General features: G+C 69.5%; 26 protein-coding genes and 1 pseudogene. 14 read left to right on the top strand and 13 right to left on the bottom strand.

Annotated features, from left to right (window positions below):
• The first annotated feature begins 2 nt into the window (after positions 1 to 2).
• Entirely contained in the window at positions 3 to 1,241 is a 1,239-nt protein-coding gene (locus EZ216_RS17460; RefSeq protein ID WP_135251069.1) for an RNA polymerase sigma factor, read from the top strand.
• Here EZ216_RS17460 and EZ216_RS21495 read toward each other — a convergent pair.
• Genes EZ216_RS21495 through EZ216_RS17445 form a run of 4 tightly spaced genes read right to left on the bottom strand, consistent with a single transcriptional unit; the run spans position 1,225 to position 3,486 of the window.
• On the bottom strand, positions 1,225 to 1,392 hold the full coding sequence (locus EZ216_RS21495) for a hypothetical protein (RefSeq protein ID WP_167772949.1): 168 nt from the start codon (positions 1,390 to 1,392) through the stop codon (positions 1,225 to 1,227). The genes EZ216_RS17460 and EZ216_RS21495 overlap by 17 nt on opposite strands.
• A gap of 42 nt (positions 1,393 to 1,434) precedes the next feature.
• Positions 1,435 to 1,944: a TPM domain-containing protein gene (locus EZ216_RS17455; RefSeq protein ID WP_135251068.1), complete on the bottom strand. Its 510-nt coding sequence runs from the start codon at positions 1,942 to 1,944 to the stop codon at positions 1,435 to 1,437.
• On the bottom strand, positions 1,944 to 2,843 hold the full coding sequence (locus EZ216_RS17450) for a TPM domain-containing protein (protein WP_135251067.1): 900 nt from the start codon (positions 2,841 to 2,843) through the stop codon (positions 1,944 to 1,946). Before EZ216_RS17450 ends, EZ216_RS17455 begins: the two co-directional genes overlap by 1 nt.
• Before the next feature lie 13 nt (positions 2,844 to 2,856).
• The gene (locus EZ216_RS17445; RefSeq protein ID WP_135251066.1) at positions 2,857 to 3,486 is read right to left on the bottom strand and encodes a LemA family protein; all 630 of its coding nucleotides are present in this window, start codon (positions 3,484 to 3,486) and stop codon (positions 2,857 to 2,859) included.
• Positions 3,487 to 3,531: 45 nt separating this feature from the next.
• Between EZ216_RS17445 and EZ216_RS17440 the strand changes: the two genes are divergently transcribed.
• The 4 genes from EZ216_RS17440 (at position 3,532) to EZ216_RS17425 (ending at position 6,318) form a co-directional block, all read left to right on the top strand.
• On the top strand, positions 3,532 to 4,281 hold the full coding sequence (locus tag EZ216_RS17440; protein WP_135251065.1) for a hypothetical protein: 750 nt from the start codon (positions 3,532 to 3,534) through the stop codon (positions 4,279 to 4,281).
• A gap of 23 nt (positions 4,282 to 4,304) precedes the next feature.
• On the top strand, positions 4,305 to 4,754 hold the full coding sequence (locus EZ216_RS17435; RefSeq protein ID WP_135251064.1) for a YybH family protein: 450 nt from the start codon (positions 4,305 to 4,307) through the stop codon (positions 4,752 to 4,754).
• An 83-nt stretch (positions 4,755 to 4,837) separates the two neighbouring features.
• Complete coding sequence (locus EZ216_RS17430) at positions 4,838 to 5,854, top strand: YheT family hydrolase (RefSeq protein ID WP_135251063.1); 1,017 nt, start codon at positions 4,838 to 4,840, stop codon at positions 5,852 to 5,854.
• 86 nt (positions 5,855 to 5,940) lie between these two features.
• On the top strand, positions 5,941 to 6,318 hold the full coding sequence (locus EZ216_RS17425; protein WP_135251062.1) for a hypothetical protein: 378 nt from the start codon (positions 5,941 to 5,943) through the stop codon (positions 6,316 to 6,318).
• Here the strand turns inward: EZ216_RS17425 and mrdA are convergent, their stop codons facing one another.
• From mrdA to EZ216_RS17405, 5 genes are read right to left on the bottom strand one after another with little or no spacing between them, the layout of a single operon-like run.
• Complete coding sequence (mrdA, locus tag EZ216_RS17420; RefSeq protein ID WP_135251061.1) at positions 6,319 to 8,394, bottom strand: penicillin-binding protein 2; 2,076 nt, start codon at positions 8,392 to 8,394, stop codon at positions 6,319 to 6,321.
• Positions 8,391 to 8,516: a hypothetical protein gene (locus EZ216_RS22005; RefSeq protein ID WP_275405157.1), complete on the bottom strand. Its 126-nt coding sequence runs from the start codon at positions 8,514 to 8,516 to the stop codon at positions 8,391 to 8,393. The genes mrdA and EZ216_RS22005 overlap by 4 nt, the downstream gene beginning before the upstream one ends.
• 26 nt (positions 8,517 to 8,542) lie before the next feature.
• On the bottom strand, positions 8,543 to 9,061 hold the full coding sequence (gene mreD / locus EZ216_RS17415; RefSeq protein WP_135251060.1) for a rod shape-determining protein MreD: 519 nt from the start codon (positions 9,059 to 9,061) through the stop codon (positions 8,543 to 8,545).
• Positions 9,058 to 9,996: a rod shape-determining protein MreC gene (gene mreC / locus EZ216_RS17410; RefSeq protein ID WP_135251059.1), complete on the bottom strand. Its 939-nt coding sequence runs from the start codon at positions 9,994 to 9,996 to the stop codon at positions 9,058 to 9,060. Before mreC ends, mreD begins: the two co-directional genes overlap by 4 nt.
• Before the next feature lie 37 nt (positions 9,997 to 10,033).
• The gene (locus EZ216_RS17405) at positions 10,034 to 11,077 is read right to left on the bottom strand and encodes a rod shape-determining protein (RefSeq protein ID WP_135251058.1); all 1,044 of its coding nucleotides are present in this window, start codon (positions 11,075 to 11,077) and stop codon (positions 10,034 to 10,036) included.
• A gap of 149 nt (positions 11,078 to 11,226) precedes the next feature.
• On the opposite strand from EZ216_RS17405, the gene gatC reads away from it, so the two are divergent.
• Genes gatC through gatB form a run of 3 tightly spaced genes read left to right on the top strand, consistent with a single transcriptional unit; the run spans position 11,227 to position 14,434 of the window.
• Positions 11,227 to 11,526, top strand: coding sequence for an Asp-tRNA(Asn)/Glu-tRNA(Gln) amidotransferase subunit GatC (gatC, locus tag EZ216_RS17400; protein WP_135251057.1), 300 nt, complete (start codon positions 11,227 to 11,229; stop codon positions 11,524 to 11,526).
• Positions 11,526 to 12,986, top strand: coding sequence for an Asp-tRNA(Asn)/Glu-tRNA(Gln) amidotransferase subunit GatA (gene gatA / locus EZ216_RS17395; protein WP_135251056.1), 1,461 nt, complete (start codon positions 11,526 to 11,528; stop codon positions 12,984 to 12,986). The genes gatC and gatA overlap by 1 nt, the downstream gene beginning before the upstream one ends.
• Positions 12,983 to 14,434, top strand: coding sequence for an Asp-tRNA(Asn)/Glu-tRNA(Gln) amidotransferase subunit GatB (gene gatB, locus EZ216_RS17390; protein ID WP_135251055.1), 1,452 nt, complete (start codon positions 12,983 to 12,985; stop codon positions 14,432 to 14,434). The genes gatA and gatB overlap by 4 nt, the downstream gene beginning before the upstream one ends.
• Before the next feature lie 63 nt (positions 14,435 to 14,497).
• Here the strand turns inward: gatB and EZ216_RS17385 are convergent, their stop codons facing one another.
• From EZ216_RS17385 to pyrE, 3 genes are all read right to left on the bottom strand, one after another.
• Positions 14,498 to 16,063, bottom strand: coding sequence for an ATP-binding protein (locus EZ216_RS17385; protein ID WP_135251054.1), 1,566 nt, complete (start codon positions 16,061 to 16,063; stop codon positions 14,498 to 14,500).
• Positions 16,060 to 17,562 (bottom strand): ATPase domain-containing protein, encoded by a 1,503-nt coding sequence (locus EZ216_RS17380; protein WP_135251053.1) that lies wholly within the window; start codon positions 17,560 to 17,562, stop codon positions 16,060 to 16,062. The genes EZ216_RS17385 and EZ216_RS17380 overlap by 4 nt, the downstream gene beginning before the upstream one ends.
• A 114-nt stretch (positions 17,563 to 17,676) precedes the next feature.
• Entirely contained in the window at positions 17,677 to 18,357 is a 681-nt protein-coding gene (pyrE, locus tag EZ216_RS17375; protein ID WP_135251052.1) for an orotate phosphoribosyltransferase, read from the bottom strand.
• Between the two features lie 10 nt (positions 18,358 to 18,367).
• Between pyrE and EZ216_RS17370 the strand changes: the two genes are divergently transcribed.
• From EZ216_RS17370 to EZ216_RS17345, 6 genes and pseudogenes are all read left to right on the top strand, one after another.
• On the top strand, positions 18,368 to 19,159 hold the full coding sequence (locus EZ216_RS17370; RefSeq protein ID WP_135251051.1) for an exodeoxyribonuclease III: 792 nt from the start codon (positions 18,368 to 18,370) through the stop codon (positions 19,157 to 19,159).
• 84 nt (positions 19,160 to 19,243) lie between these two features.
• Positions 19,244 to 19,468, top strand: a complete 225-nt coding sequence (locus tag EZ216_RS17365; protein ID WP_135251050.1) for a hypothetical protein — start codon at positions 19,244 to 19,246, stop codon at positions 19,466 to 19,468.
• Between the two features lie 189 nt (positions 19,469 to 19,657).
• A pseudogene (rbp, locus tag EZ216_RS17360) lies at positions 19,658 to 19,948 on the top strand (RNA-binding regulator); the annotation flags it as partial.
• Positions 19,949 to 20,068: 120 nt separating this feature from the next.
• A complete protein-coding gene (gene infA / locus EZ216_RS17355) occupies positions 20,069 to 20,344 on the top strand; it encodes a translation initiation factor IF-1 (RefSeq protein WP_239024428.1) in 276 nt (91 codons plus the stop codon).
• 46 nt (positions 20,345 to 20,390) lie between these two features.
• Positions 20,391 to 21,632, top strand: coding sequence for an FAD-dependent oxidoreductase (locus EZ216_RS17350; protein ID WP_135251047.1), 1,242 nt, complete (start codon positions 20,391 to 20,393; stop codon positions 21,630 to 21,632).
• Complete coding sequence (locus EZ216_RS17345) at positions 21,629 to 22,135, top strand: MOSC domain-containing protein (RefSeq protein WP_135251046.1); 507 nt, start codon at positions 21,629 to 21,631, stop codon at positions 22,133 to 22,135. The genes EZ216_RS17350 and EZ216_RS17345 overlap by 4 nt, the downstream gene beginning before the upstream one ends.
• Before the next feature lie 3 nt (positions 22,136 to 22,138).
• Here EZ216_RS17345 and EZ216_RS17340 read toward each other — a convergent pair whose 3' ends face one another.
• Complete coding sequence (locus EZ216_RS17340) at positions 22,139 to 23,284, bottom strand: phospholipase A (protein WP_135251045.1); 1,146 nt, start codon at positions 23,282 to 23,284, stop codon at positions 22,139 to 22,141.
• Between the last annotated feature and the right edge of the window lie 15 nt (positions 23,285 to 23,299).

Genomic DNA, 23,299 nt, shown 5'->3' with positions numbered 1-23,299 from the left:
CCATGCCGCAGACCGGCGCCACCCAGGCCGCTGAAGCCGCGGCGCGCCGCAGCTACGGCAAGCTGGTGGCTTTCCTGGCCGCGCGCACGCGCGACGTGGCGGCTGCCGAGGACGCGCTGTCCGAGGCGTTCGCTGCCGCGCTGGCGCAATGGCCGGCCTCCGGCGCGCCGGACAACCCGGAGGCGTGGCTGCTCACGGTCGCGCGGCGCAAGCAGGTGGACGCGGTGCGGACGCGGCTGCGCGAAGAGTCGTATGCGCAGCACGCGCTCCTGCTGGAGGAGCTCGCCGAGGCGCCGGATGACGGCGGCATCCCCGACGACCGCCTGCGCCTGCTGTTCGCCTGCACGCACCCGGCCATCGACGAGGCGGTGCGCGCGCCGCTCATGCTGCAGTCGGTGCTGGGCTTCGACGCCGCCACCATCGCCTCGGCCTTCCTCGTTGCGCCGGCCACGATGGGCCAGCGGCTGGTGCGAGCCAAGGCGCGCATCCGGCAAGCCGGCGTGCCGTTCGAAGTGCCGCCGCGCGCGCTGTGGGCCGAGCGGCTGGACGCGGTGTTTGCTGCCATCTACGCGGCGTATGCCGAGGGTTGGACTGATGCGGCAGGCGCGGATCCCGCGCGCCGCAACCTGGCGGAAGAAGCGATCTGGCTCGGTCGCCTGCTGGTGGCATTGCTGCCCGAAGAGCCGGAGGCGTCGGGCTTGCTCGCGCTGATGCTGCATTCGCACGCGCGCCGCGATGCGCGGCGGGAGGGCGGCGAGTACGTGCCGCTGCCGTGGCAGGACCCGCGCCGCTGGGATGCCACGATGATCGACGAAGCCGAGACGCTGCTCTGGCGCGCGGGACAGCGGGCTGCGCCGGGCCGCTACCAGCTCGAAGCCGCGGTGCAGTCCGCGCACGCCGTGCGCCAACGCGGCGAATCGCCCGACGCGCGCGCGATCCTGCAGCTGTACGAAGCGCTGTGGCAGCTCACCGGCTCGCCGGTGGCCGCGTTGAACCGCGCGGTGGCGCTGGCGGAAGTCGAAGGCGCGGCGGCGGGACTGCGGGCACTGGCGCCGCTGGAACAAGAACAGCGATTGAACGAGTACCAGCCGTACTGGGCGGCGCGCGCCCATTTGCTCGTCGCTTGCGGGTGGCGCGCCGAGGCGGCGGAGGCTTACCAGCGCGCGATCGGGCTGGAGCGCGACCCCGCGGTGCGCGCCTTCCTGCAGCGGCAGGCCGCGCGCGTCAGTCCAGCAGCATGAGCGCCGCGGCGCCGAACAGCGCGCCCGCGCCCATCATGCGGCGCACCTGCCGCCGGGGGCTGACGTTGCGCCGGCGCGCCCAGCTCGCCAGCAGCGCGGCCAGGGCCAGGCTCAGGGCGAGCAGCGCGAAGAAGTCGTCGTCGAAGTCCATCGGGCGCAGCATACGTCGCGCAGGCGCCGCGCAAGCCCCGGGCTAACCCAGCACCGGCTCGTCGGGCAGTTCGTTGGGTCGCACCTCGCCTTCGGCCAGCGGGAAGTGCTGCACCAGCAGCGCAGAGACTTCCGACAGCGCCTGTGTCAGCCCGTCCTCGAAACGGCCTTCGCGGAAGGCCGAACCCATGCCGGCGACGATGCGCTGCCATTCGCCCGCCTCGACTTTGCGCGCCAGGCCGCGATCGGCCACGATCTCGATCGCGCGTTCGGCCAGCAGCAGGTAGATGAGCACGCCGTTGTTGTGCTCGGTGTCCCACATGCGCAGCTTGCCGAACATGGCCACCGCGCGTTCGCGAGGCCGCGCATCGCGCCAGAGGTAGCTGAGCGGCAGGCCCGCTTCGGCGTAGATGCGCACTTCGCCGCTGTGGCGGCGCTCGCTGGCGGTGACGCGCGATGCGAGGCGTACGACCAGGTCGGGCGGGATCGCCTTGCGCAGGTCGCGCTCGTCGACCCAGCGATGCTTGAGGATGCGCTGCAGGCGTCGAAGCATCACCAGTCTCCCGAGGCGCCGCCGCCGCCGAAGTCGCCACCGCCGCCGGAGCTGAAGCCGCCGCCGGAATCACTGCTGCTGCTCGAGCCTCCGCCGCTGCTCCAGCCGCCGGGAAATAGCGCCGGCCCGCCCCAGCCGCTGCGACGCGCGGCGGAGCCCGATCCCCGGCCGCCCGACAACAGCGCCAGCACCAGCCCGATGAACCCCGCGATGGCCGCGATGAAGGCGCTGCTGGTCGCGAACAGCGCGAGCATTCCGGTGCCGCCGCCCGTGATCAGGGGCCCCAGCTTGCCGCCGAAGATGCCGCGCAGCACGGTGCCCGCGATGGGCACCGCGAAGAACAGGAAGATGGCAAGGTCGAAGTAGTCGAAGCCCGCGGTGTTGCGCTGCTGGCGTTGCGCGGGCGCGGGCAGCGGTTCGCCATCGATGCGCGCGATCAGCTGGTCGGCCGCGGCGTTGAGTCCGCCCGCGAAATCGCCTTGGCGAAATCGCGGCGTCATCGCGTCGTCGATCACTTGCTTGGCCGCCAGGTCGGGGATGGCGCCCTCCAGCGTCTTGGCGACCTCGATGCGCACCTTGCGGTCATTCTTGGCGACGACCACCAGCACGCCGTCGCCCACCTGGCGGCGGCCGATCTTCCACGCGTTGGCCACGCGGTTGGCGTAGCTGGCGATGTCTTCCGGCTGCGTGGTGGCGACCAGCAGCATCGCGATCTGGGTGCCCTTGCGCTGCTCGAAAGCCTGCAGCTTCTGCTCCAGGCCCGTGCGCTGGATGTCGTCGAGGGTGCCGGTGCGGTCGATGACGCGAGCGGTGAGCTCGGGCACCGGCTGCACGGATTGCGCCCACGCGCCGGCCACCCACAACAGGGTGGCGGCCAGAAGCGCGATGAAGCGACGCACGCGGCGCGGAGCGTCAGCGGGACGGCGGCGTGCCGGACGCGGCCACGCCAGGCGGAGGCGACGCGCCGAAGTCCACCTTCGGCGGCGCGGAGATCTGGGCTTCGTTCTGCACCGTGAAGTTGGGCTTCGGCTGGTAGTGGAAGGCCATCGCGGTGAGGTTGGAGGGGAAGCTGCGCGCCAGCACGTTGTACTCCTGCACCGCCTGGATGTAGCGGCCGCGCGCGACGGTGATGCGGTTCTCCGTGCCTTCCAGCTGCACGCGCAGGTCGCGGAAGCTCTGGTTGGACTTCAGGTCGGGGTAACGCTCGCTCACCGCCAGCAGGCGGCTGAGCGCGCTGCCCAGTTCGCCCTGCGCCTGCTGGAATTTCTGGAACTGCTCGGGGTTGTTCAGCACTTCGGGCGTGACCTGCACCGAGGTGGCCTTGGCGCGCGCTTCGACCACGCGGGTGAGCGTCTCCTGCTCGAAGTTGGCTTCGCCCTTCACCGTGGCGACCAGGTTGGGCACCAGGTCCGCGCGCCGCTGGTACTGGTTCAGCACTTCGGCCCAGGCCGAGCGCGTCTGCTCGTCCAGCCGCTGGAAGTCGTTGTAGCCGCAGCCCGTGAGGGCGAGCACGGCGGCCAGCACCGCAAGCCAACGTCTCATTCGAGTTCTCCTTCGTGACAGGGAGGGGACGGTAGCATAGACGGGATGCATGACGGGCCGATTCAAGCCCTGCAGGCCGCGGCACGCGGCGCTCCGCCGGCCGGTCCGGTATTGCCGCGTCTGGTGATCGCCGGCGCCACCGGCTTGCTTGGCAACGAAGTGCTGCGGCGGCTGGTCGGCCTGCGGCATTTCCGCGCGGCCGAAGTACTGGCGCGCGAACCGATACGCACCGGCCTGCGCGGTGTCGGCGCGATGCTGGTGCCGGGTGACGACCCGCAGGCATGGCCACCCGGCGCGGCCGACACGGGCCTGGTGCTCTTCGAGCCGCCACGCCTGTTCTACGACCGCGAGCGTGCATTGTGGACGCCGGCGCCCGGACAGCTGCCTGCGGTCGCGGACTGGATGCGCCGCAGCGGCGTGCGCACCATCGCCATCGTGCTGCCGCACGCGCAGGGGCGCCTGCCGGAAGCGCTCAAGCGAGGGCTCGCCAGCCTGGACGAGCACGCCGTCGCTTCGCTCGGGTTCGATCGCGTGCTGATCGTTCGCACCGCGCAGAAGCCCGGCGCGGCGCCGCCCGCAAGCTTCCTGGCGCGCATGGCCGGCTGGATGCTGGGCGTGTTCCGCTACATGGTGCCCAGCAGCGAACAGCCGGTGCGCTCCACGAAGGTGGCGGAGTTCGTCGCCGCCGCGCTGCAGCTCGCACCCGCGGGCATCCACGTGGCCTCATCCGAGACCGTCTGGCGGGCGGCACAGGGCGACGTGCGCGAAGCCGTGCGCCGCTGGTTGGTCCGCTGAATCGCGGCACAATCGCGCTTCCCATGCGCAAGTCCAAGCTCCAGGCCGCGAACCTCGAAGGCAACGCCGACGAAGTGGAAGCCGCGTTCTACGACGCGCTGCAGAACGCCGACATCGAGAAGCTGATGGCCTGCTGGGCCGACGAGGACGAGATCGTCTGCATCCACCCGGGCGGCCCGCGCGTGGTGGGGCCCGTGGCCATCCGCGCGACGTTCGAGGCGATGTTCGCCAACGGCAGCATCCGCGCCTGGCCCGAGCGCGTGCGCAAGGTCGAATCGCTGGCCAGCTGCGTGCACAACCTGCTGGAGCGCGTGGAGGTGCTCACGCCGCAGGGCCCGCGCGAAGCCTGGGTGATCGCCACCAACATCTGGCACAAGACCGCGCAAGGCTGGCGGCTGGTGGCGCACCACGCCAGCCCCGGCACGCCCAGCGAGATCCAGGAAGTTTCGGACACGCCTTCGGTGCTGCACTGAAGGCGGGCCGGTGCCGGCCGCTCAGGCCGCGCGCGCCCGCCGGCGTGGCGCCGTCGGTCAGGCAGAATCGATCCGCCCGCGTCATGACGACAGCCGACTCTTCCTGGCCCTATGCCGCGCCCGCCTGGCTGCCGGGCGGCAACCTGCAGACGATCTGGCCCGCGCTGCTGGCGCGGCGCACCGATGGGCCCGCGCCCGCGTATCGCCGCGAGCGGTGGACCGCCCCCGACGGCGACTTCGTCGACCTCGACTGGCTCGACGCGCCGCACGCGCCCGATGCGCCGCTGCTGGTGCTGTTCCACGGGCTCGAAGGCTCTTCGCGCAGCCACTACGCCGAAGCTTTCGCCAGCTGCGCGCGCGAGCGCGGCTTCGCTTTCGTGGTGCCGCACTTCCGCGGCTGCAGCGGCGAGATCAACCTGGGGCCGCGCGCCTACCACTCGGGCGACTTCGAGGAGGTCGACTGGATCCTGCGCCGGCTGCGCGAACGCCACACGGGGCGCCTGCTCGCGGTGGGCGTGTCCCTGGGCGGCAACGCGCTGATGCGTTGGGCTGGTGAGATGGGTCAATCCGCCGCGCGGCTCGCGGATGCCGCGGCCTCGGTGTGTTCGCCGCTGGACCTGGCAGCCGGCGGCGAGGCCATCGGCCGCGGCTTCAACCGGCTCGTCTACACCACGATGTTCCTGCGCACCATGCGGCCGAAGGCGCTGGCGAAGCTGGCGCAGCACCCGGGCCTGTTCGATCGCGAAGCGCTGCTCGCCGCGCGAGACCTGTATGAGTTCGACAACCTTTTCACCGCGCCACTGCACGGCTTCCGCGACACCGACGACTACTGGGCGCGCGCGTCGGCCAAGCCGCACCTGCCCCATGTGCGCATCCCCGCGCTGGTGCTGAACGCACGCAACGATCCGTTCGTCCCCGCGCACAGCCTGCCGACGCCGGGACAGGTGGGTCCTTCCGTGACGCTCTGGCAGCCCTGCACCGGCGGCCATGTCGGCTTCCCTTCGGGCGGGCCGCCCGCGCATGTGCTCGCGATGCCGCGCACGGTCACCGATTGGCTCGCCGCCGCGGCGGGAAGCTCCTCGACGCACGACGCCCGCTGACGCCGCGCGTGGCATTCGGCTGATGCGGCCTGCGCCGTGCGGCTGGCAACTTCCAGGCACGGCAGGGTGCCGGCGAGGTGCACAGCATGGATGGGCGACTGTTGCGTTGCATGGTGGCGATCGGCGCGCTGGCCTTCGGTGGCGAGGCGCTGGCGGAACCCGGCGCACTTTCGCCGCCGAAACCGCAAGCGGTGCCCTCGGGTTGCCACGAACCCGAGCACGCCGGCAATCCGCTGCTCCACCGCGACGAACGCATCCGCCAGTACGAGAACCTGGGCGAGCCCTGCCTGAAGCGGCTGCTGGTCGAGTGCAACGCGGCGGCCAGCCGGCAGTTGCTGGACGAGGGGCAGGCCTTCGCTTGTTCGATCGGCTACGAGGCTTTGCTCAAGCGCGGGTTCGGCGGCGACTTCCAGGCGATGCTGGCCTGGTGGCGCACGGCGCCGGAACGCACCGCGCTGAATTGATCAGCGGGGCCGCGCGCTGACCGGGATGGCCGCGTCGGGCGGCAGGTCGGCCATCGACGGCGTGGCCGCCACGGGGAAGGGCGACGAAGCAGGTGCCGCGGCAGCGGCCGCCGCGGCGGCCGCATTGCCGCCCGGGAAACCCACTTCCGAAGCCTTGCGCGGCTTGCCGATGGGCGTGGTGGCCTGGCCCTTCTGCACCGCGGCCATGTCTTCTTCGCTGGGGTACAGCCCCTGCAGCCAGTAGTCGAACACGCGACGCGCGATGGGCGCCGCGTTGGCCGCGCCGAAGCCGGCGTTCTCCACCACCATCGCCAGCGCGATCTTCGGGTCTTCGGCCGGCGCGAAGGCCATGAACAGCGCATGGTCGCGGTGGCGTTCGTCCAGCTGCGAAGCGTTGTACTTGGCGTTCTGCGCGATCGTGATCACCTGCGCCGTGCCGGTCTTGCCGCCGCTGGTGTACGGCGCGTTGCGGAACGCGGCCGCCGACGTGCCTTCCAGGTTCACACCGATCAGCGCCTTGCGGATCACCGCCAGGTTTTCGGGCTTGGCGGTCAGCTGGCCCACTTGCTGCGGCTCCACCTTCGTGCCCTTGCGCGAGGTGATGTCGATCACCTCGCTGACCAGGTGCGGCTTCATGCGCGCGCCCTGGTTGGCGATGGTGGCCGTGGCGGTGGCCAGCTGCAGCATGGTGAAGTTGTTGTAGCCCTGGCCGATGCCCAGCGAGATGGTTTCGCCGGCGTACCACTTCTGCTGCTCGGGCCGCTTGTAGGCCGCGCGCTTCCAGGCCGTGGACGGCAGCAGGCCGCGCGACTCGCCCAGGATGTCGATGCCGGTGATCTCGCCGAAGCCGAAGTGGCTCATCTGTTCGTGGATCAGGTCCACGCCCATGTCGTTGGCCACCATGTAGTAGTAGGTGTCGCACGACATCACGATGGAACGGTACATGTCCATCGGGCCGTGGCCGCCTTCCTTGTCGTCGCGGAACTTGTGGTTGCCGAACCAGAAGTAGCCGGGATCCGCGAACACCTGGTTGGGCGTGCGCTTGCCCGTCTCCAGGGCCGCCAGCGCCATGAAAGGCTTGTAGGTGGAACCGGGTGGATAGGTGCCGCGCAGCGCGCGATTGAGCAGCGGCTTGTCGATGGACTCGTTCAGCGCCGCCCAGTTCTCGGCGTCGATGCCGTCGACGAACAGGTTGGGATCGAACGTGGGCTTGGAGACGAAGGCCAGGACCTCGCCCGTTTTCGGCTCGATGGCCACCAGCGCGCCGCGCCGGTTGCCGTACAGGTCTTCCACCAGCTTCTGCAGCTGGATGTCCAGGCCCAGCTTCACCGTGTCGCCGGGCGTGGCGGGGCTGCTGGCCAGCTTGCGCACCGCGCGGCCGCCGGCGGACGTCTCCACCTGCTCCACGCCGGTCTGCCCGTGCAGCTGCCGCTCGAAGCTCTGCTCCACGCCCAGCTTGCCGATGTACTCGGTGCCGCGGTAGTTGGCCTGGTCCTCGTCGGGCCAGTCTTCCTGCTGCTTCTTCTCGGCCTGGTTGATGCGGCCGATGTAGCCGATGACGTGGCTGGCGAGTTCGCCGAACGGGTAGCTGCGGAACAGGCGCGCCTTGATCTCCACGCCGGGGAAGCGGTAACGCTGCGCGGCGAACCGCGCCACTTCCTCGTCGGTGAGCTTGGTGCGGATGGGCAGCGACTCGAAACTCTTGGATTCTTCCAGCAGCTTCTTGAAGCGGCGGCGATCGCGCGGCTGGATTTCCACCACCGTGGCCAGCTGGTCGATCACCTGGTCCAGGTTGCCGGCCATGCGCGAGGGCGTCATCTCCAGCGTGTAGGCCGAGTAGTTGCTGGCCAGCACGATGCCGTTGCGGTCCAGGATCAGGCCGCGGTTGGGGACGATGGGCACGACCGCGGTTCGGTTGTTCTCGGCCTGCTCGCTCAGGTCTTCGTGGCGGAACACCTGCAGGTACACCAGCCGCATCGCCAGCAGGAAGAAGCACGCCAGCACCACCAGGCTGGCCGCGAGCACGCGCGCGCGGAACCTCGAAAGGTCGGCTTCGACGTTTCTGAGCTCTGTCATGACGAATGACCGCTTCGCTCCGCACGCATGGCCTCGCCGCCGCGCGGCGGCGATGACGAATGACGGCCGGGCAGCGTCTTGCCGCTGGTCCGGTCATCGGTCATCGAGCGCAGCGAAGTCATGCGAGCCTTGGCGAGCGGTCATGCCGCTACAGCGGCCGATTCTCGTCCGGATCGGGCGCGCGGCGCTGCGGCGCCAGCAGGATGATGCTCACCACCGGCCAAAGCAGGGCTTCGATCACGGGTGCGAGCATGATGGACACACCCGGGAACATGCCGCCCGCGATCAGGCGGATGGCCAGCTCGATGGCGTGCGACGCGAAGAAGAGGGGCAGCACCTGCACCGCCTGCGACGGCACCGTGAACCAGAGCAGGCGGCGGTGGATGGTGATGGCGAAGAACGAGAGCGCGGTGTACGCCAGCGCGTGCTGCCCGAGCAGCGTGGCCTGGTGCACGTCCATCGCGATGCCGAACAGGAAGGCCGCGCCGATGCCGATGCGAAGCGGCTGGTGCACGCTCCAGAACACCAGCGTCAACGCCACCAGGTCGGGCATCCACGGCGTGCGCCCGAGCGGCAGCATGTTGGCCAGCATGGCCACGATCAGGCTGAACCAGATGAAGAAGGGATTGGCAGGCAGCAGCAGCTGCTGGCCCGGGCGCATGATCATGGCGACACCCCTCCCGGCCCCTTCTTCTGCGGCTTGACCGGCTGCACCGGTTCCGCCGGCGGCCGCTGCGGGATTTGCGCGGAGACGGGCTTGAGCACCATGACGTGGCGCGCGCCGTCCACCAGCGCCTGCGGCACGCAGTAGATGCGGGCGAACGCGGAATCGGCGCGACGCTCCACCTTGTCGACCTTGGCCACCGGCAGGCCCGGCGGGTAGATGCCGTCCACGCCGCTGGTGGTGAGCAGGTCGCCGGACTGCACGTCGGCGTTGCCGGCCATGAAGCGCAGTTCCAGCGCGCCGGCGTGCGCGCCGGTGGGATCGCCGAAAGCTACGCTGCGCGCGCCGGTGCGCGAGTTGAGCACCGGGATGGACTGGTCGCGGTCGGTGATGAGCGTCACTTCGGCGATGAAGGGGTGCACGCGCGTCACCTGGCCCAGCACGCCGGATTCGTCGATCACCGGCGAGCCTTCCTCGATGCCTTGCGTCAGCCCCTTGTCGATGATGACCTTGCGGGTGTACGGGTCCTGCGCGTCATAGAGCACCTCGGCCGCCTGCGCGGGCGTGGTGATGCGCTCGCGCAGCGCCAGCAGCTTGCGCAGCCGGGCGTTTTCCTGCGCCAGCTGCTCCACCTGGTTGGCGCGCTGCGATTGCTGGGCCAGCTTGGCGCGGGCCTGCGCTTCCAGCGCCTGCGCGTCGCGCAGGGCCTCGAAGTATTCGCCGCCTTCGCGCAGCAGCAGCACCGGCCGCAGCACGGTCCATTGCAGCGGGTACAGCACGGTGCCGACGGCCTGGCGCAGCGGCTGGGTGATGCGGAAACGGACGTCCGCCACCATGAGGAACAGCGCGAGCGCGCTGAACACCATCAGCTTGGACAACGCCGACGGGCCCTGCTTGAAGAAGGGCGGTGGCGTGCGGTCTAGGGTGCCTAACGGCATGGTGAGCCCTTCTTCCGGGTGGAAGAAGGGAAAAGCCTCATTCGCTGGTGAAGATCGATCCCAGGCGTTCCATCCGCTCCAGCGCGATGCCGCAGCCGCGCACCACGCAGGTCAGCGGGTCTTCGGCCACCAGCACCGGCAGGCCGGTTTCCTCGGCCAGCAGGCGGTCCAGGTCGCGCAGCAGCGCGCCGCCGCCGGTGAGCATCATCCCGCGTTCGGCGATGTCGGCGCCCAGCTCGGGCGGGGTGGACTCCAGCGCGTTCTTCACCGCCGACACGATGTTGTTCAGCGGGTCGGTCAGCGCTTCCAGGATCTCGTTGGAGGAGATGGTGAACGAGCGCGGCACGCCTTCGGACAGGTTGCGGCCCTTGACCTCGATCTCCTTGACTTCGCTGCCCGGGAAAGCCGAGCCGATGTTCTTCTTGATCGCTTCGGCGGTGGGCTCGCCGATCAGCATGCCGTAGTTGCGGCGGATGTAGCTGATGATGGCTTCGTCGAACTTGTCGCCGCCGACGCGCACGCTGCCCTTGTAGACCATGCCGCCCAGCGAGATGACGCCCACTTCGGTGGTGCCGCCGCCGATGTCGACGACCATGGAGCCGGACGCTTCCGACACCGGCAGGCCGGCGCCGATGGCCGCGGCCATGGGTTCCTCGATCAGGTAGACCTCGCTGGCGCCGGCGCCCAGCGCCGATTCGCGGATGGCACGGCGCTCCACCTGGGTGGAGCCGCAGGGCACGCAGATGATGATGCGGGGGCTGGGTTTCATCATGGACCGCGGGTGGACCATCTTGATGAACTGCTTGAGCATCTGCTCCGTGACGGTGAAGTCGGCGATCACGCCGTCCTTCATCGGCCGGATGGCTTCGATGTTGCCGGGCACCTTGCCCAGCATGGCCTTGGCTTCGTGGCCCACGGCCTGGATCGTCTTCTTGCCCTGCGGGCCCCCTTCGTGGCGGATGGCGACCACCGACGGTTCGTCCAGCACGATGCCCTTGTCCCGGACGAAGATCAGCGTGTTGGCGGTGCCCAGGTCAATGGCCAGGTCGGTCGAGAGGTACCGACGGAACGCTCCGAACATTTGGGGGAATCCTCTTCTTGTGTGAAAGCGGCCCCGGAAAAGGGGCCGTGCACCGAAGGCGGGATAATACCTGATCCCCTGTGAATAACTCGGCCGTGACGGGCCTCCGCACGGTCGCGCTTACATTCGGTTTCCCGGCTTCCGAACCCATGGCACTCACCCCTGACGACATCCGGCGCATCCAGCACCTGGCGCGCCTGGAACTGCAGCCTCACGAGAGCGAGCGCATGCTGACCCAGATCAATGGCTTCTTCTCCATCGTGGAGACGATGCGGGCTGTGGATACCGCGGGGATCGAACCCCTGGCCCACCCGGTGGCCGCCTTCGAGGACGTGCAGCTGCGCCTGCGCGACGACGTGGCGAGCGAGCCGAACCAGCGGGAAGCCAACCAGCAAAGCGCGCCCGCGGTCGAACGCGGGCTGTTTCTCGTGCCGAAGGTGATCGAGTGATGGCGCTGCACGACCTCTCCGTCGCCGAACTCGCGAAGCAGCTTCGGACCAAGGACGTTTCAGCCACCGAAGTCGCGAAGCATTTCCTCGCGCGCGGCCAGGCCGACACGCTGGGCACTTACCTTTCGACCAACGAAGAAGCCACGCTGGCGCAAGCCCGCGCCGCCGACGAGCGCATCGCCAAGGGCGACGCCGCGCCGCTGCTGGGCGTGCCGGTCGCGCACAAGGACATCTTCGTCACGCGCGACTTCCCCAGCACCGCGGGCTCGAAGATGCTGGAAGGCTACCGCTCGCCATTCGATGCCACCGTCGTGCGCAAGCTGGCCGAGGCCGGCATGGTCACGCTGGGCAAGCTGAACTGCGACGAGTTCGCGATGGGCTCGTCCAACGAAAACTCCGCGTACAAGCCCGCGAAGAATCCCTGGGACACCGCGCGCATTCCGGGCGGTTCCTCGGGCGCCAGCGCGGTGGCCGTCGCCGCGCGTCTGGCGCCGGCCACCACCGGCACCGACACCGGCGGCTCGATCCGCCAGCCCGCTTCGTTTTGCGGCATCACCGGCATCAAGCCCACCTACGGCCGTGCGTCGCGCTACGGGATGATCGCCTTCGCGTCCAGCCTGGACCAGGCCGGCCCGATGGCGCGCAGCGCGGAAGACTGCGCGCTGCTGCTGTCGGCGATGTGCGGGCCCGATCCCGACCGCGATTCCACTTCGCTGGACGTGCCGCCGGAAGACTTCACGAAGTCGCTGGGCAATTCCCTGGAAGGACTGCGCATCGGCGTGCCGAAGGAGTTCTTCGGCGAGGGCCTTGCGGCCGACGTGCGCGAAGCCATCGACGCGGCGCTGCGCCAATACGAGAAGCTGGGCGCGAAGCGCGTCGAGATCTCGCTGCCGCGCACCGAGCTCTCCATCCCTGTCTACTACATCATCGCGCCCGCCGAAGCTTCGTCCAACCTCTCGCGCTTCGACGGCGTGAAGTTCGGCCACCGCGCGAAGCAGTACGGCGACCTGATCGACATGTACAAGAAGACGCGCGCCGAAGGCTTCGGCGACGAAGTCAAGCGCCGCATCATGATCGGCACCTACGTGCTCTCGCACGGCTACTACGACGCGTACTACCTGCAGGCGCAGAAGATCCGCCGCATGATCGCCGACGACTTCAAGCGCGCTTTCGCCGAGTGCGACGTCATCGCCGGCCCCGTGGCACCCACGGTGGCCTGGAAGCTCGGCGACAAGTCCGGCGACCCCGTGGCCAACTACCTGGCCGACATCTTCACGCTGCCCGGCTCGCTGGCGGGCCTGCCCGGCATGAGCGTGCCCTGCGGTTTCGGCGAGGGCGGCCTGCCCGTGGGCATGCAGCTGATCGGCAACTACTTCCAGGAGTCGCGGCTGTTGAATGCGGCGCATCGCTTCCAGCAGGTGACGGACTTCCACCAGAAGAAGCCCGGGGGCGTGCAATGAGCGCCGCCAAACTCGTCCAGGGCTACGAAGTCGTCATCGGCTTCGAGACGCACACGCAACTGGCGACGAAGTCCAAGATCTTCAGCCGCGCGCCCACCGATTTCGGCGCCGAGCCGAACACGCAGGCCAGCGCGGTGGACTTGGCGCTGCCGGGCACGCTGCCGGTGATGAACAGGGAAGCCGTGGTCTGCGCCATCAAGCTGGGCCTGGCGGTCGGTTCCACCATCGCGCCGCGCAGCGTGTTCGCGCGCAAGAACTACTTCTATCCGGACCTGCCCAAGGGCTACCAGATCAGCCAGTACGAGATTCCGGTGGTGCAGGGCGGTGTCGTGGCGTTCTACCTCGGCGAAGAGAAGAAGTCCGTCCGCCTCGTGCGCGCCCACCTCGAGGAAGACGCCGGCAAATCGCTGCACGAAGACTTCATCGGCCAGTCGGGCATCGATCTGAACCGCGCGGGCACGCCGCTGCTGGAGATCGTGACCGAGCCGGACATCCGCTCCACGGAAGAAGCGATCGCGTACGCGAAAGAGCTGCACAAGATCGTCACCTGGATCGGCATCTGCGACGGCAACATGCAGGAAGGCAGCTTCCGCTGCGACGCCAACGTGTCGGTGCGCAAGCCCGGCCAGCCGCTGGGCACGCGGCGCGAGATCAAGAACCTGAACAGCTTCAAGTTCATGCAGCAGGCGATCGATTACGAGATCCGCTGGCAGATCGAGGAACTGGAAGACGGCCGCGCCATCCAGCAGGCCACCGTGCTGTTCGACCCCGACACGGGCGAGACGCGCGCCATGCGCACCAAGGAAGACGCGGCCGACTACCGCTATTTCCCGGACCCCGACCTGCCGCCGCTGGTGGTGGCGCGCGAGTGGGTGGAGCAGGTGCGCGGCCAGATGCCCGAGCTGCCGCGCGCGATGGCCGCGCGGTTCGTGTCGCAGTACGGCCTGCCCGAGTACGACGCCACCACGTTGACACAGAGCCCGGCGATGGCGGCCTACTTCGAGGCGGCCGCGAAAGCCAGCGGCCAGCCCAAGCCGGCGAGCAACTGGGTGATGGGCGAAGTGTCGCGCCGCCTGAATGCGCAGGAGATCGGCATCGAGCAGGCGCCGGTATCCGCCGCGACGCTGGCCGCGCTGGTCGGCCGAATCGCCGACGGCACGATCTCCAACAACGCCGCCAGGCAGGTGTTCGATGCGCTGTGGACCGGCGAAGGTTCCGGCGTCGATGCCGTCATCGAGGCCAAGGGCCTCAGGCAGATGAGCGACAGCGGCGAGCTGGAGAAGATCCTCGACGACATCCTCGCCGCCAACGCCGACAACGTCGCGCAGTTCAAGGCCGGCAAGGACAAGGCGTTCAACGCGCTGGTCGGCCAGGCGATGAAGGCCACCAAGGGCAAGGCCAACCCGCAGCAGGTGAACGAGCTGCTGCGCAAGAAGCTCTCCGCCTGACAGGCTTGCTCCCTCCCCTCCGGGGGGAGGGCTGGGGTGGGGGCTGACCCCGAACGGTTTTCCCTACAACCCGTGCAGCACGGCCTGCACCTGCTTCGGGTCCGCGGGCTTCGTCAGGTGCAGGTCGAACCCCGCGTCGAACGTGCGGCTCTTGTCGCTTTCCGCGCCCCAACCCGTCAGCGCCACCAGCCTCACGTCGCGCAGCCGCGGCTGCGAGCGGAAGGCGGCCGCGAATGCATAGCCGTCCATGCCCGGCATGCCGATGTCGCAGAACACCGCGTCCGGGCGCACCCGGTCGAGGGCCCGCAGCGCGTCGGTCGCGCTGTAGACCACGTCGGTGTCGTGGCCCAGCGCGCGCAGCAGCATGCCCAGCGAATCGGCGGCGTCGACGTTGTCGTCGATCACCAGCAACTGCAATGCGCGCTGCGATTGCGTGTCCGCGGCGGTCGGCGCGGCCGCGGGTTCGTCGGCCGGGGCGGGGGCTGCAGGCAGGTGCAACTCGAAGGTGCTGCCGCGGCCGCTGCCTTCGCTGCGCGCCTGGATGGAGCCGCCGTGCAACTGCACCAGCCGGCGTGCCAGCGACAAGCCGATGCCCAGCCCGCCCTGCGCGCGGTCCAGCGTCTGGTTCACCTGCGCGAACAGCTCGAACACCTGGTCCAGCATGGGCGCCGGGATGCCCGCGCCGTTGTCGGTGACGGCCAGCCGCACTTCGCCGGCCGCCTCGGCGAGACGCACCGAGATTTCGCCGCCGGCCGGCGTGTACTTGACCGAGTTGCCCACCAGGTTGCTCACCACCTGGGCCAGCCGCGCCGCATCGCCATCGACGCAGACCGGCTGCCCGGGCAATTCCGTCGTGACCCGATGCCCGGCCGCCGCGACGGCAGGCTCGCAGCTCTCCAGCGCGAGCTGCACGATCTCGCGCATGTCCACGCGCTTGCGCTCCAGCGCGATCTTGCCGGTGGCGATGCGCGAGACGTCCAGCAGTTCGTCGATCAGTTTCACCAGCTGTCGCAGCTGGCGGTCCATCATGCCGCGCAGGTCGCCCACGCGCGCGTCGCCGGGCGGCAGCCGCTCCAGCAGCGAGATGCCGTTGCGCAGCGGCGCGAGCGGGTTGCGCAATTCATGCGCCAGCGTCGCGAGGAATTCGTCCTTGCGGCGGTCCACCTGCCGCAGCGTTTCTTCCGCTTCGCGCAGCCGCGCGATCTGGTCGCGGATCTGGTACTGCGCCTGGCGTCCCCGCAGCGCCGCCTGCAACGCGCTGACCAGCGTGCGCGTGGACGTGGGCCGGTCCAGGATGGTGACGTTCACCATGGTGCGCAGCAGCTGCTCCACCACCGGCGACTGCGTGCCCTGCTGGCAGAGGGCGAGGACCGGCAGGCCGGACCACGAGGGCTGCTGCCGCAAGGCCTGCAGCACGACGTCCACTTGCGCGTTCGCCAGCGCCAGGTCGGTGATCAGCAAAGCCCCGACGCCTTCGTCGATGCGGCGCGCGACCGCCGCGAAATCCGCCTCGGTGTCGACGCGGATGCCGGCCTGGCCCAGCAGCTTGCGCGTGACCGCGGCGTCCTTCTGCGTGGGCGTCACCACCAGCACGAGGTCGCTGGTAGTGTCCCCGGTGGCCTCGTTCATCCGCCGGGCAACCGCTGCGCCGGCGGCATGGTCGACGGCATTTCGATCTCCACGGGCACGCCCGCCAGCACGCCGCGCAGGTTCATCAGCGGCTCGCTCAGGTGGATGCCATGGCCGTCGAACCAGATATGGCGGATGGATTCCTCGTGGCGTCCGCTGCGCTTCTTCATCACCGAGATCGCCTTTTTGATGGCGCCCGCGTGCTCGAACATGCGCAGCAGCACCACCGCGTCGGCCAGGTAGCTGGTGTCCACCGTGGCCTTGGTCACGCCCAGCATGCCGGTCTGCGCCGCGACCAGGAACGTGGCGACGCCGCAGTTGTTCAGGAAGGCCAGCAGCTCGTGCAGCTGCACCATCAGCGCCCGCTCCTCGGGCATCGCGTTCAGGTAGCCGTTGAGGCTGTCGATGACGATGACGCGAGCGCCGTTGCGCTCCACCGCTTCGCGCACCAGGCTGATGAAGTGGCCGGGCGACACTTCGCCGGGATCCAGCTGGCGGATCATGATGTTGCCGGGCCCGGTGCCCTCCCGAACGTCGATGCCCAGCCCGCGAGCGCGGCTGAGGAGCAGGTTGCGGCCCTCCTCGAACATGAACATCGCGGCATGGCCGCCGCGCCGCGCGGCCGCCGCCGCGTACTGCAGCGCGATGGTGGACTTGCCGCTGCCGGCCGGGCCGATCAGCAGCGTCGAAGTGCCGCGCTCGATGCCGCCGCCCAGCAGGTCGTCCAGCCGTTGCACGCCACTGGGCACGGTCTCGCGCTCGAACTCCACGCCGTGGTCGGCCGCCACCAGCCGCGGGTAGACCTGCACGCCGCTGCGAATGATGTCGATGTCCTGGAAACCGCTCTCGAACGCGCTGCCGCGGAACTTGGTGATCTTCAGCTGCCGCAGCGCCGCGCCGTACGCGGGGGCCGTGTGGTACATCGAGATCACGCCGTGCGCGATGCTTTGCAGCTGCAGGTCTTCGCCGTGCGCCGTGCGGTCGTCCAGCAGCAGCACGGTGCAGCCGCGGCCGTGGAAGTACTGCTTCAGCGCCAGGATCTGGCGGCGATAGCGCAGCGAATCCTGCGCCAGCAGGCGCAATTCGGAGAGCGAGTCGAACACCAGCCGCTTGGGCGAGGTGCGCTCCACCGCTTCGAGCACCTTGCGCGTGGTCTCGCTCAGCTCGATCTCGGCCGGGTGGAACATGGTCAGCCCGCCGTCCTCGCCGGCCACCTGCTGGTCCGAGGTCAGCTCGAAGAACTCGATGCCGTCCAGCGTCCAGCCGTGCGAAACGGCGTTGGCCACCAGCTCGTCTTGCGTCTCCGACAAGGTGACGTAGAGGCACTTCTCCCCTTCGGCGACCCCCGCGAGGAGGTACTGCAAGGCCAGGGTGGTCTTGCCCGCGCCGGGCTCGCCTTCGAGCAGGTAGAGGCGGTCGCGGATCAATCCGCCGTGGAGGATCTCGTCGAGACCAGGAATGCCCGTGCTGCAACGGGACGGCAAGGGAGGTCGTTTCATGGGCCCGGTTCCCGGCGCTGTAACCGGCCCATTCTAGGGAGACTGCCGCCTCAACGGGGCAGCGCAGATGCTGCTGAGCTGGGCCGGTGAAGCGCCGCCGGCCAGCTCATCGGCTCAGTCGACGCCGTAGCGCTCGCGGTACGCCAGCACGCCGGCGTAGTGCTGTCCGAGTTCCGCGCCGCCCTGCGCCTGCAGGTACGCCAGCAGGTCCGACAGTTTCGCGATGGCGCACACCTGCAGCCCCAGCTGGTCCCGCACGTACTGCACGGCGCTGTGGTCGACGTCCTGGCCGTTCTCGGTCGCTTTTTCCTGGCGGTCCAGCGCGATGGCCACCGCGTGCGGCGTGGCGCCGGCGGCCTGGATGATGGCGATGGATTCGCGCGCCGCGGTGCCGGCGGACATGACGTCGTCGACGACCAGCACGCGGCCCTTGACCGGCGCGCCGACCAGGTTGCCGCCCTCGCCGTGGTCCTTGGCTTCCTTGCGGTTGTACGCGTACGGCACGTTGCGGCCGGCACGCGCCAGCTCGATGGCGACGGCCGCGGCCAGCGGGATGCCCTTGTACGCGGGCCCGAAGATCATGTCGAACCGGATGGCCGAGGCGAGGATGCGGCGTGCATAGAATTGCGCCAGCCGGCCGAGCTTCGCCCCATCGTCGAACAGGCCCGCGTTGAAGAAGTACGGCGACAGCCGCCCGGCCTTGGTCTTGAACTCGCCGAAGCGCAGCACGCCGGATTCCACCGAGAACTGAACGAACTCCTGCGCCAGGGCGTCCTGGCCGAGCGCTGCCGACATGGGAAATTCCTTGTTCAAACTCACGAGCCTCAACCTGAACGGCATCCGTTCGGCCGCCAGCAAGGGCGTGGAAGCCTGGCTCGAAAAAGAGAAGCCGGATTGTATTTGCGTGCAGGAGGTCAAGGCCCAGGCCGATGACGTCGCCGGGCGCTTCGAATCGCTGGCGGGCCTGAAGGGCCACTTCCATTTCGCGCAGAAGAAGGGCTACTCGGGCGTCGCCGCGTACAGCAAGCGCGAGCCCAGCGACGTGGTGGTGGGCTTCGGCTCTACCGAGTTCGACGCGGAAGGGCGCTACGTCGAGCTTCGCTTCGATACGCCGCAGCGCAAGCTTTCCGTCATCAGCGCGTACTTCCCCAGCGGGTCTTCCGGTGAGGAGCGCCAGCAGGCCAAGTTCCGCTTCCTGGGCGAGTTCGAGCCTCACCTGCAGCGCCTGAAGGGCGAGCGTGAGTTCGTGCTGTGCGGCGACGTGAACATCGCGCACCAGGAAAAGGACCTGAAGAACTGGCGCAGCAACCGCAAGAACAGCGGTTTCCTGCCCGAGGAACGAGCGTGGATGACGCGGCTTTTGTCCGAGCACCGCATCGTCGACGTGTACCGGCACCTGCAGCCCGACACCACGGACACCTGCTACACGTGGTGGAGCAACCGCGGCCAGGCGTACGCCAACAACGTGGGCTGGAGGCTCGACTACCACCTGGCCACGCCGGGCGTCGCGCAGCAAGCCCGGCGCGAAGCGATCTACAAGGCCGAGAAGTTCTCCGACCACGCGCCGATCAGCGTTGACTATGACCTGACGCTTTGACGGTTGTTCGCGGCTGGGCCGCCGCGAAAACGCCGTGGCTGCCATACTCGGTCGTTTGGAAAGGGACAGTCGATGAAGGAATGGATGGAAGAACTGGCCCTCGTTGAATCTGCGGCGCTGCACATGGAATCGCTCGAAGCCGCCGCCGAACGCCGTTTCGATTCGGTCCATGCCGAAGCCGTCGCCGCCGGCGACGCCGAGCGCGCGAAAAACACGCCTGAACTGGAGCAATGGCTGAGCGCCCGTGAGCAGACCGATGCCGCCTGGTCCCGCTGGGCCCAGGTGATGGACGCCAAGCCCGCAGCCTGACGGCCGGTGCGGTTAATTGCACCGGCGGTGGGCACGGGGGCCCGTCTCGGTGGATAATGCGGGTTGCATCCCTCGTGGGTGCACACCTCGCGGTGACTAGTCAGTACGTGTTTCCGGATGCCCCGCTTTTCCAGGGTTTTTGATCGCACAGGCTCCCATCGCGGTCAACTCGTTCACTCTGGAGGCCTCATGGGCAACAAACTTTACGTGGGCAACCTGCCCTACTCGTTCCGCGATTCCGACATGGAGCAGGCGTTCAGCCAGTTCGGCTCCATCACCAGCGCCAAGGTCATGATGGACCGCGACAGCGGCCGCTCCAAGGGCTTCGGCTTCGTGGAGATGGGCAGCGCCGAAGAAGCGCGTGCCGCGATCGAAGGCATGAACGGCCAGAACTTCGGCGGCCGCGACCTGGTGGTCAACGAAGCGCGTCCGATGGAACCGCGTGCTCCCCGCTCCGGCGGCTTCGGCGGCAACCGCGGTTACTGATCCGCGGCCGGGCCGTCCCGGCATCCACATCGCGCGCCTGTCGTGTCCCGGGGTTCCGGGACAGGCACGGCGCGCTTGTCTTTTTGATGCGCGCGAACGCGCGCGGAAGGAAACATCATGGCCAAGGAAGAGCTGATCGAAATGCGCGGCCGGGTCGAGGAAATCCTCCCCGATTCCCGCTGCCGCGTGGTGCTGTCCAACGGGCACGAACTGGTGGCCTACACGGGCGGCAAGATGAAGAAGCACCGCATCCGCATCATCGCCGGCGACGACGTGACGCTGGAGATGTCGCCCTACGACCTGAGCAAGGGCCGCATCATGTTCCGCCACCTGCCCGAGCGGCGTCCCGACGCCGGCGGCGCGCCCCGCCGCCCGCCGATCCGCCGCTGACGCGCGGCCCTGCAGGATCACGCGGCCGGGCGTACGATGCCCGGCCATGTCCCAGCCCGAAGACACCACGCAGTGCTGCATCGCCGGCGGCGGACCCGCCGGCCTGATGCTGGGCTACCTGCTCGCGCGTTCCGGCGTGCGCGTCACCGTGCTGGAGAAGCACGACGACTTCCTGCGTGACTTCCGCGGCGACACCATCCATCCGTCCACGCTCACGGTGCTCCAGGACCTGGGGCTGCTGGACTCGTTCCTGAAGCTGCCGCACGACGAAGTGCCCGAGCTGGTGGGCGACGTGTTCGGCGAAATCACCCCCCTCGCCGACTTCCGGCACCTGCCCGCGGCCCGGCCCTTCCTGGTGCTGGTGCCGCAGTGGGACTTCCTCGACTTCCTGGCCGACGAGGCGCGCAAGCTGCCGAACTTCACGCTGCTCCTGGGCACCAAGGCGGAAGCCGTGATCGAGGAAGGCGGCGCGGTGCGCGGCGTGCAGGTGCGCAACCGCGAGCGCGCCTGGCACATCCGCGCGGACCTGGTCGTGGGCGCGGACGGCCGCCACACCACCATCCGCGAAAGCGCCGGCTTGCCCATCACCGAAGTCGGCGCGCCCATCGACGTGCTCTGGTTCCGCCTGGAACGCGATGCGCAGGCGCATCCCGCGCGCACCGGCGGCATCCTGCGGCCGGGCGCGATGCTGGTGATGCTGGGCCGCGGCACTTACTGGCAATGCGCGTACGTCATCCCGAAAGGCTCGCTGGAGACGCTGCGGGCCCAGGGCCTGGCGCATTTCCGCGACCGCGTCGCCGCCATCGCGCCCTACCTGGCGCCGCAACTGGCGGCGCTGCAAAGCTGGGACGACATCAGGCTGCTCAGCGTGCAGATCACCGACCTGCCGCGCTGGTGGCGCGAGGGGCTGCTGTGCATCGGCGACGCCGCGCATGCGATGTCGCCGGTGGGCGGCGTGGGCATCAACCTCGCCATCCAGGACGCGGTGGCCGCGGCCAACCTCCTCGCGGTGCCGCTGCGCGAAGGGCGCTTGCGCGCCAGCGACCTGGAAGCGGTGCAGAAGCGCCGCCAGTGGCCCGCGCGCGTCACGCAGCGCGCGCAGGTCGCGGTGCAGAACTCGCTGCTGTCGCCGCTGCTGGCGCGCCCGGCCGGCGAACATGCGACGCCGCCGCTCGGCGTCAGGCTGCTGCAGCGGCTGCCTTTGCTGCGCCGCCTGCCGGCGCGCCTGGTGGGCATCGGCGTGCGGCCCGAACGCGTGCGCGTCGCGCCGCATCCTCCGGTTCAGTGAGCGACCTGCGCGAGCTGTCTTCGCGCTTCCCGGCCGCCGGCCGGGTGGAAGCGATCTACCTGCGACCCGCCCGCGGCCAGCCTGTGCTGCGCCCGTCCGCGGCCATCGCCATCGCGGGCCGCGGCATCGATGGCGACCGCACGGCGGCCGGCCGCGGCGGCAGCAGGCGGCAGGTCACGCTGTTCCAGGCCGAGCACTTGCCGGTGGTGGCCGCGCTGCTGAGGCGCGAAGTCGATGCGGGCGAGCTGCGCCGCAACCTGGTGGTGTCGGGCCTCAACCTGCTCGCCGCGAAATCGCTGTTCGCGGACCGTCCGCTGCGCTTGCGCATCGGCGCCGAGGTGCTGCTGGAGATCACCGGTCCATGCGAGCCCTGCTCCAAGATGGAAGACCGCCTGGGCGAGGGCGCCTACAACGCGCTGCGCGGGCACGGCGGCGTCACCGCGCGCATCCTGCGGGGCGGCCGCATCGGCATGGGCGATGCGGCCACTGGCGAGCCCGGCTGACGATCACCAGTCGGACAGGCTCAGCCCGATGCTCAGCATGGTGCGGCGCCGGTTGTAGTCCAGCAGGCTGTCGCCGTAGCCGCTGAACAGCTGCGTGTGCAGCTGCAGGCCTTCGCCGCCGCTGCCGGCCAGCGTGTGGAACCACTCCAGCCGCACCGATCCGCGCGCGTCACGCTGCAGGTTGTGCCGCACGGTCAGCCGCAGCTGGTTGTCCAGGTTGGCGCGCCAGTTCACCACGCCTTCCGCGCGCCCGATGAACGAAGAGATGTTCGGGTTGTCGTCGTTCGCGGCGCTTTCGTGGATGCGCTGCCACACGCGCGCCTGCACCACCACGTCGCCGCGTTCGGCGCCCGCCATCAGGTACACGCGGTTCCAGCTTCGCGACAGCGGCAGCGACTGGCCGTTGGACTGGTGCGAGATGCCGATACCGCCGAAGCGCAGCCGCCAGCGCGAGGCGTCGGCCGCCTGCAGCGGGTACAGGTAGAAAAGCTCCGGCTCGTGGTCGGTGCTGCGGAACGGCCGCGAGATCGCCGGCGTGAACAGCTGCCAGTACGACTGCTGCGTGTAGCCGAACCACAGCGAGTCGTTCAGCGTCGGGTCGCGCACGGGCAGCAATCCGGTGGCGAGCTTGGTGCGCACCGACAGCTGCAACCGCGTCTCGGTGTTGCGGTACGGCTGCGGGGCGGCGGCGTTGTTGAGCGGGTTGGGTGACGTCGGCTGCTTGTTCACCGAGTCGGACGCGACGACGGCGATGCTGGTCGGGCGGTAGCCGCGCAGGCCGAAGGTGCCGCAGTCGCTGGTGTCCTCCAGCTCCCACGCGGCCGACAGGCCCGTGAGCTCGGGGTTGTGGCAACCCTGCTTGCGCGTCAGCCGCAGGCCGCCGCCGCGCGTGGCCGCCAGCGCTTCGCGCACGGCCTTGGCCGCGCCGGCATCCACGGGAGGCGCAGCCGATGGCGTGGCGGGTGAAGCCGCCTGCTGGGCGGCTTCACGTTGCGCGGCCGCCCATCGGTCGTAGCAGGCGAGGCGTGCTTGGGGATCGTCCAGCGCCGTGCAGGCTTGCCACGGGTCGGTCTGCGCGTGCAGCGCGCCTGCGCTTGTGAGCAGTGCGGCAGCGAAAAGGGAGCGGGAGAGTCGTCTCGGAAAAGGCACCGGTTGATGGTAGCC

Origin of the sequence: Ramlibacter humi, from assembly GCF_004681975.1 — a bacterium.
GTDB classification, from domain to species: Bacteria; Pseudomonadota; Gammaproteobacteria; order Burkholderiales; family Burkholderiaceae_C; genus Ramlibacter; species Ramlibacter humi.
Note: the sequence above shows the minus strand (reverse complement) of the source record. Positions and strands in the feature narration are given on the sequence as shown.

Bases quoted from the DNA above. Each gene is read 5' to 3' on its own strand.
- EZ216_RS17460 (WP_135251069.1), top strand. From the start codon at position 3: ATGCCGCAGACCGGCGCCACCCAGGCCGCTGAAGCCGCGGCGCGCCGC.
- EZ216_RS21495 (WP_167772949.1), bottom strand. From the start codon at position 1,392: ATGGACTTCGACGACGACTTCTTCGCGCTGCTCGCCCTGAGCCTGGCC.
- EZ216_RS17455 (WP_135251068.1), bottom strand. From the start codon at position 1,944: ATGCTTCGACGCCTGCAGCGCATCCTCAAGCATCGCTGGGTCGACGAG.
- EZ216_RS17445 (WP_135251066.1), bottom strand. From the start codon at position 3,486: ATGAGACGTTGGCTTGCGGTGCTGGCCGCCGTGCTCGCCCTCACGGGC.
- EZ216_RS17440 (WP_135251065.1), top strand. From the start codon at position 3,532: ATGCATGACGGGCCGATTCAAGCCCTGCAGGCCGCGGCACGCGGCGCT.
- EZ216_RS17435 (WP_135251064.1), top strand. From the start codon at position 4,305: ATGCGCAAGTCCAAGCTCCAGGCCGCGAACCTCGAAGGCAACGCCGAC.
- EZ216_RS17430 (WP_135251063.1), top strand. From the start codon at position 4,838: ATGACGACAGCCGACTCTTCCTGGCCCTATGCCGCGCCCGCCTGGCTG.
- EZ216_RS17425 (WP_135251062.1), top strand. From the start codon at position 5,941: ATGGATGGGCGACTGTTGCGTTGCATGGTGGCGATCGGCGCGCTGGCC.
- mrdA (WP_135251061.1), bottom strand. From the start codon at position 8,394: ATGACAGAGCTCAGAAACGTCGAAGCCGACCTTTCGAGGTTCCGCGCG.
- EZ216_RS22005 (WP_275405157.1), bottom strand. From the start codon at position 8,516: ATGACTTCGCTGCGCTCGATGACCGATGACCGGACCAGCGGCAAGACG.
- mreD (WP_135251060.1), bottom strand. From the start codon at position 9,061: ATGATCATGCGCCCGGGCCAGCAGCTGCTGCTGCCTGCCAATCCCTTC.
- mreC (WP_135251059.1), bottom strand. From the start codon at position 9,996: ATGCCGTTAGGCACCCTAGACCGCACGCCACCGCCCTTCTTCAAGCAG.
- EZ216_RS17405 (WP_135251058.1), bottom strand. From the start codon at position 11,077: ATGTTCGGAGCGTTCCGTCGGTACCTCTCGACCGACCTGGCCATTGAC.
- gatC (WP_135251057.1), top strand. From the start codon at position 11,227: ATGGCACTCACCCCTGACGACATCCGGCGCATCCAGCACCTGGCGCGC.
- gatA (WP_135251056.1), top strand. From the start codon at position 11,526: ATGGCGCTGCACGACCTCTCCGTCGCCGAACTCGCGAAGCAGCTTCGG.
- gatB (WP_135251055.1), top strand. From the start codon at position 12,983: ATGAGCGCCGCCAAACTCGTCCAGGGCTACGAAGTCGTCATCGGCTTC.
- EZ216_RS17385 (WP_135251054.1), bottom strand. From the start codon at position 16,063: ATGAACGAGGCCACCGGGGACACTACCAGCGACCTCGTGCTGGTGGTG.
- EZ216_RS17380 (WP_135251053.1), bottom strand. From the start codon at position 17,562: ATGAAACGACCTCCCTTGCCGTCCCGTTGCAGCACGGGCATTCCTGGT.
- pyrE (WP_135251052.1), bottom strand. From the start codon at position 18,357: ATGTCGGCAGCGCTCGGCCAGGACGCCCTGGCGCAGGAGTTCGTTCAG.
- EZ216_RS17365 (WP_135251050.1), top strand. From the start codon at position 19,244: ATGGAAGAACTGGCCCTCGTTGAATCTGCGGCGCTGCACATGGAATCG.
- EZ216_RS17350 (WP_135251047.1), top strand. From the start codon at position 20,391: ATGTCCCAGCCCGAAGACACCACGCAGTGCTGCATCGCCGGCGGCGGA.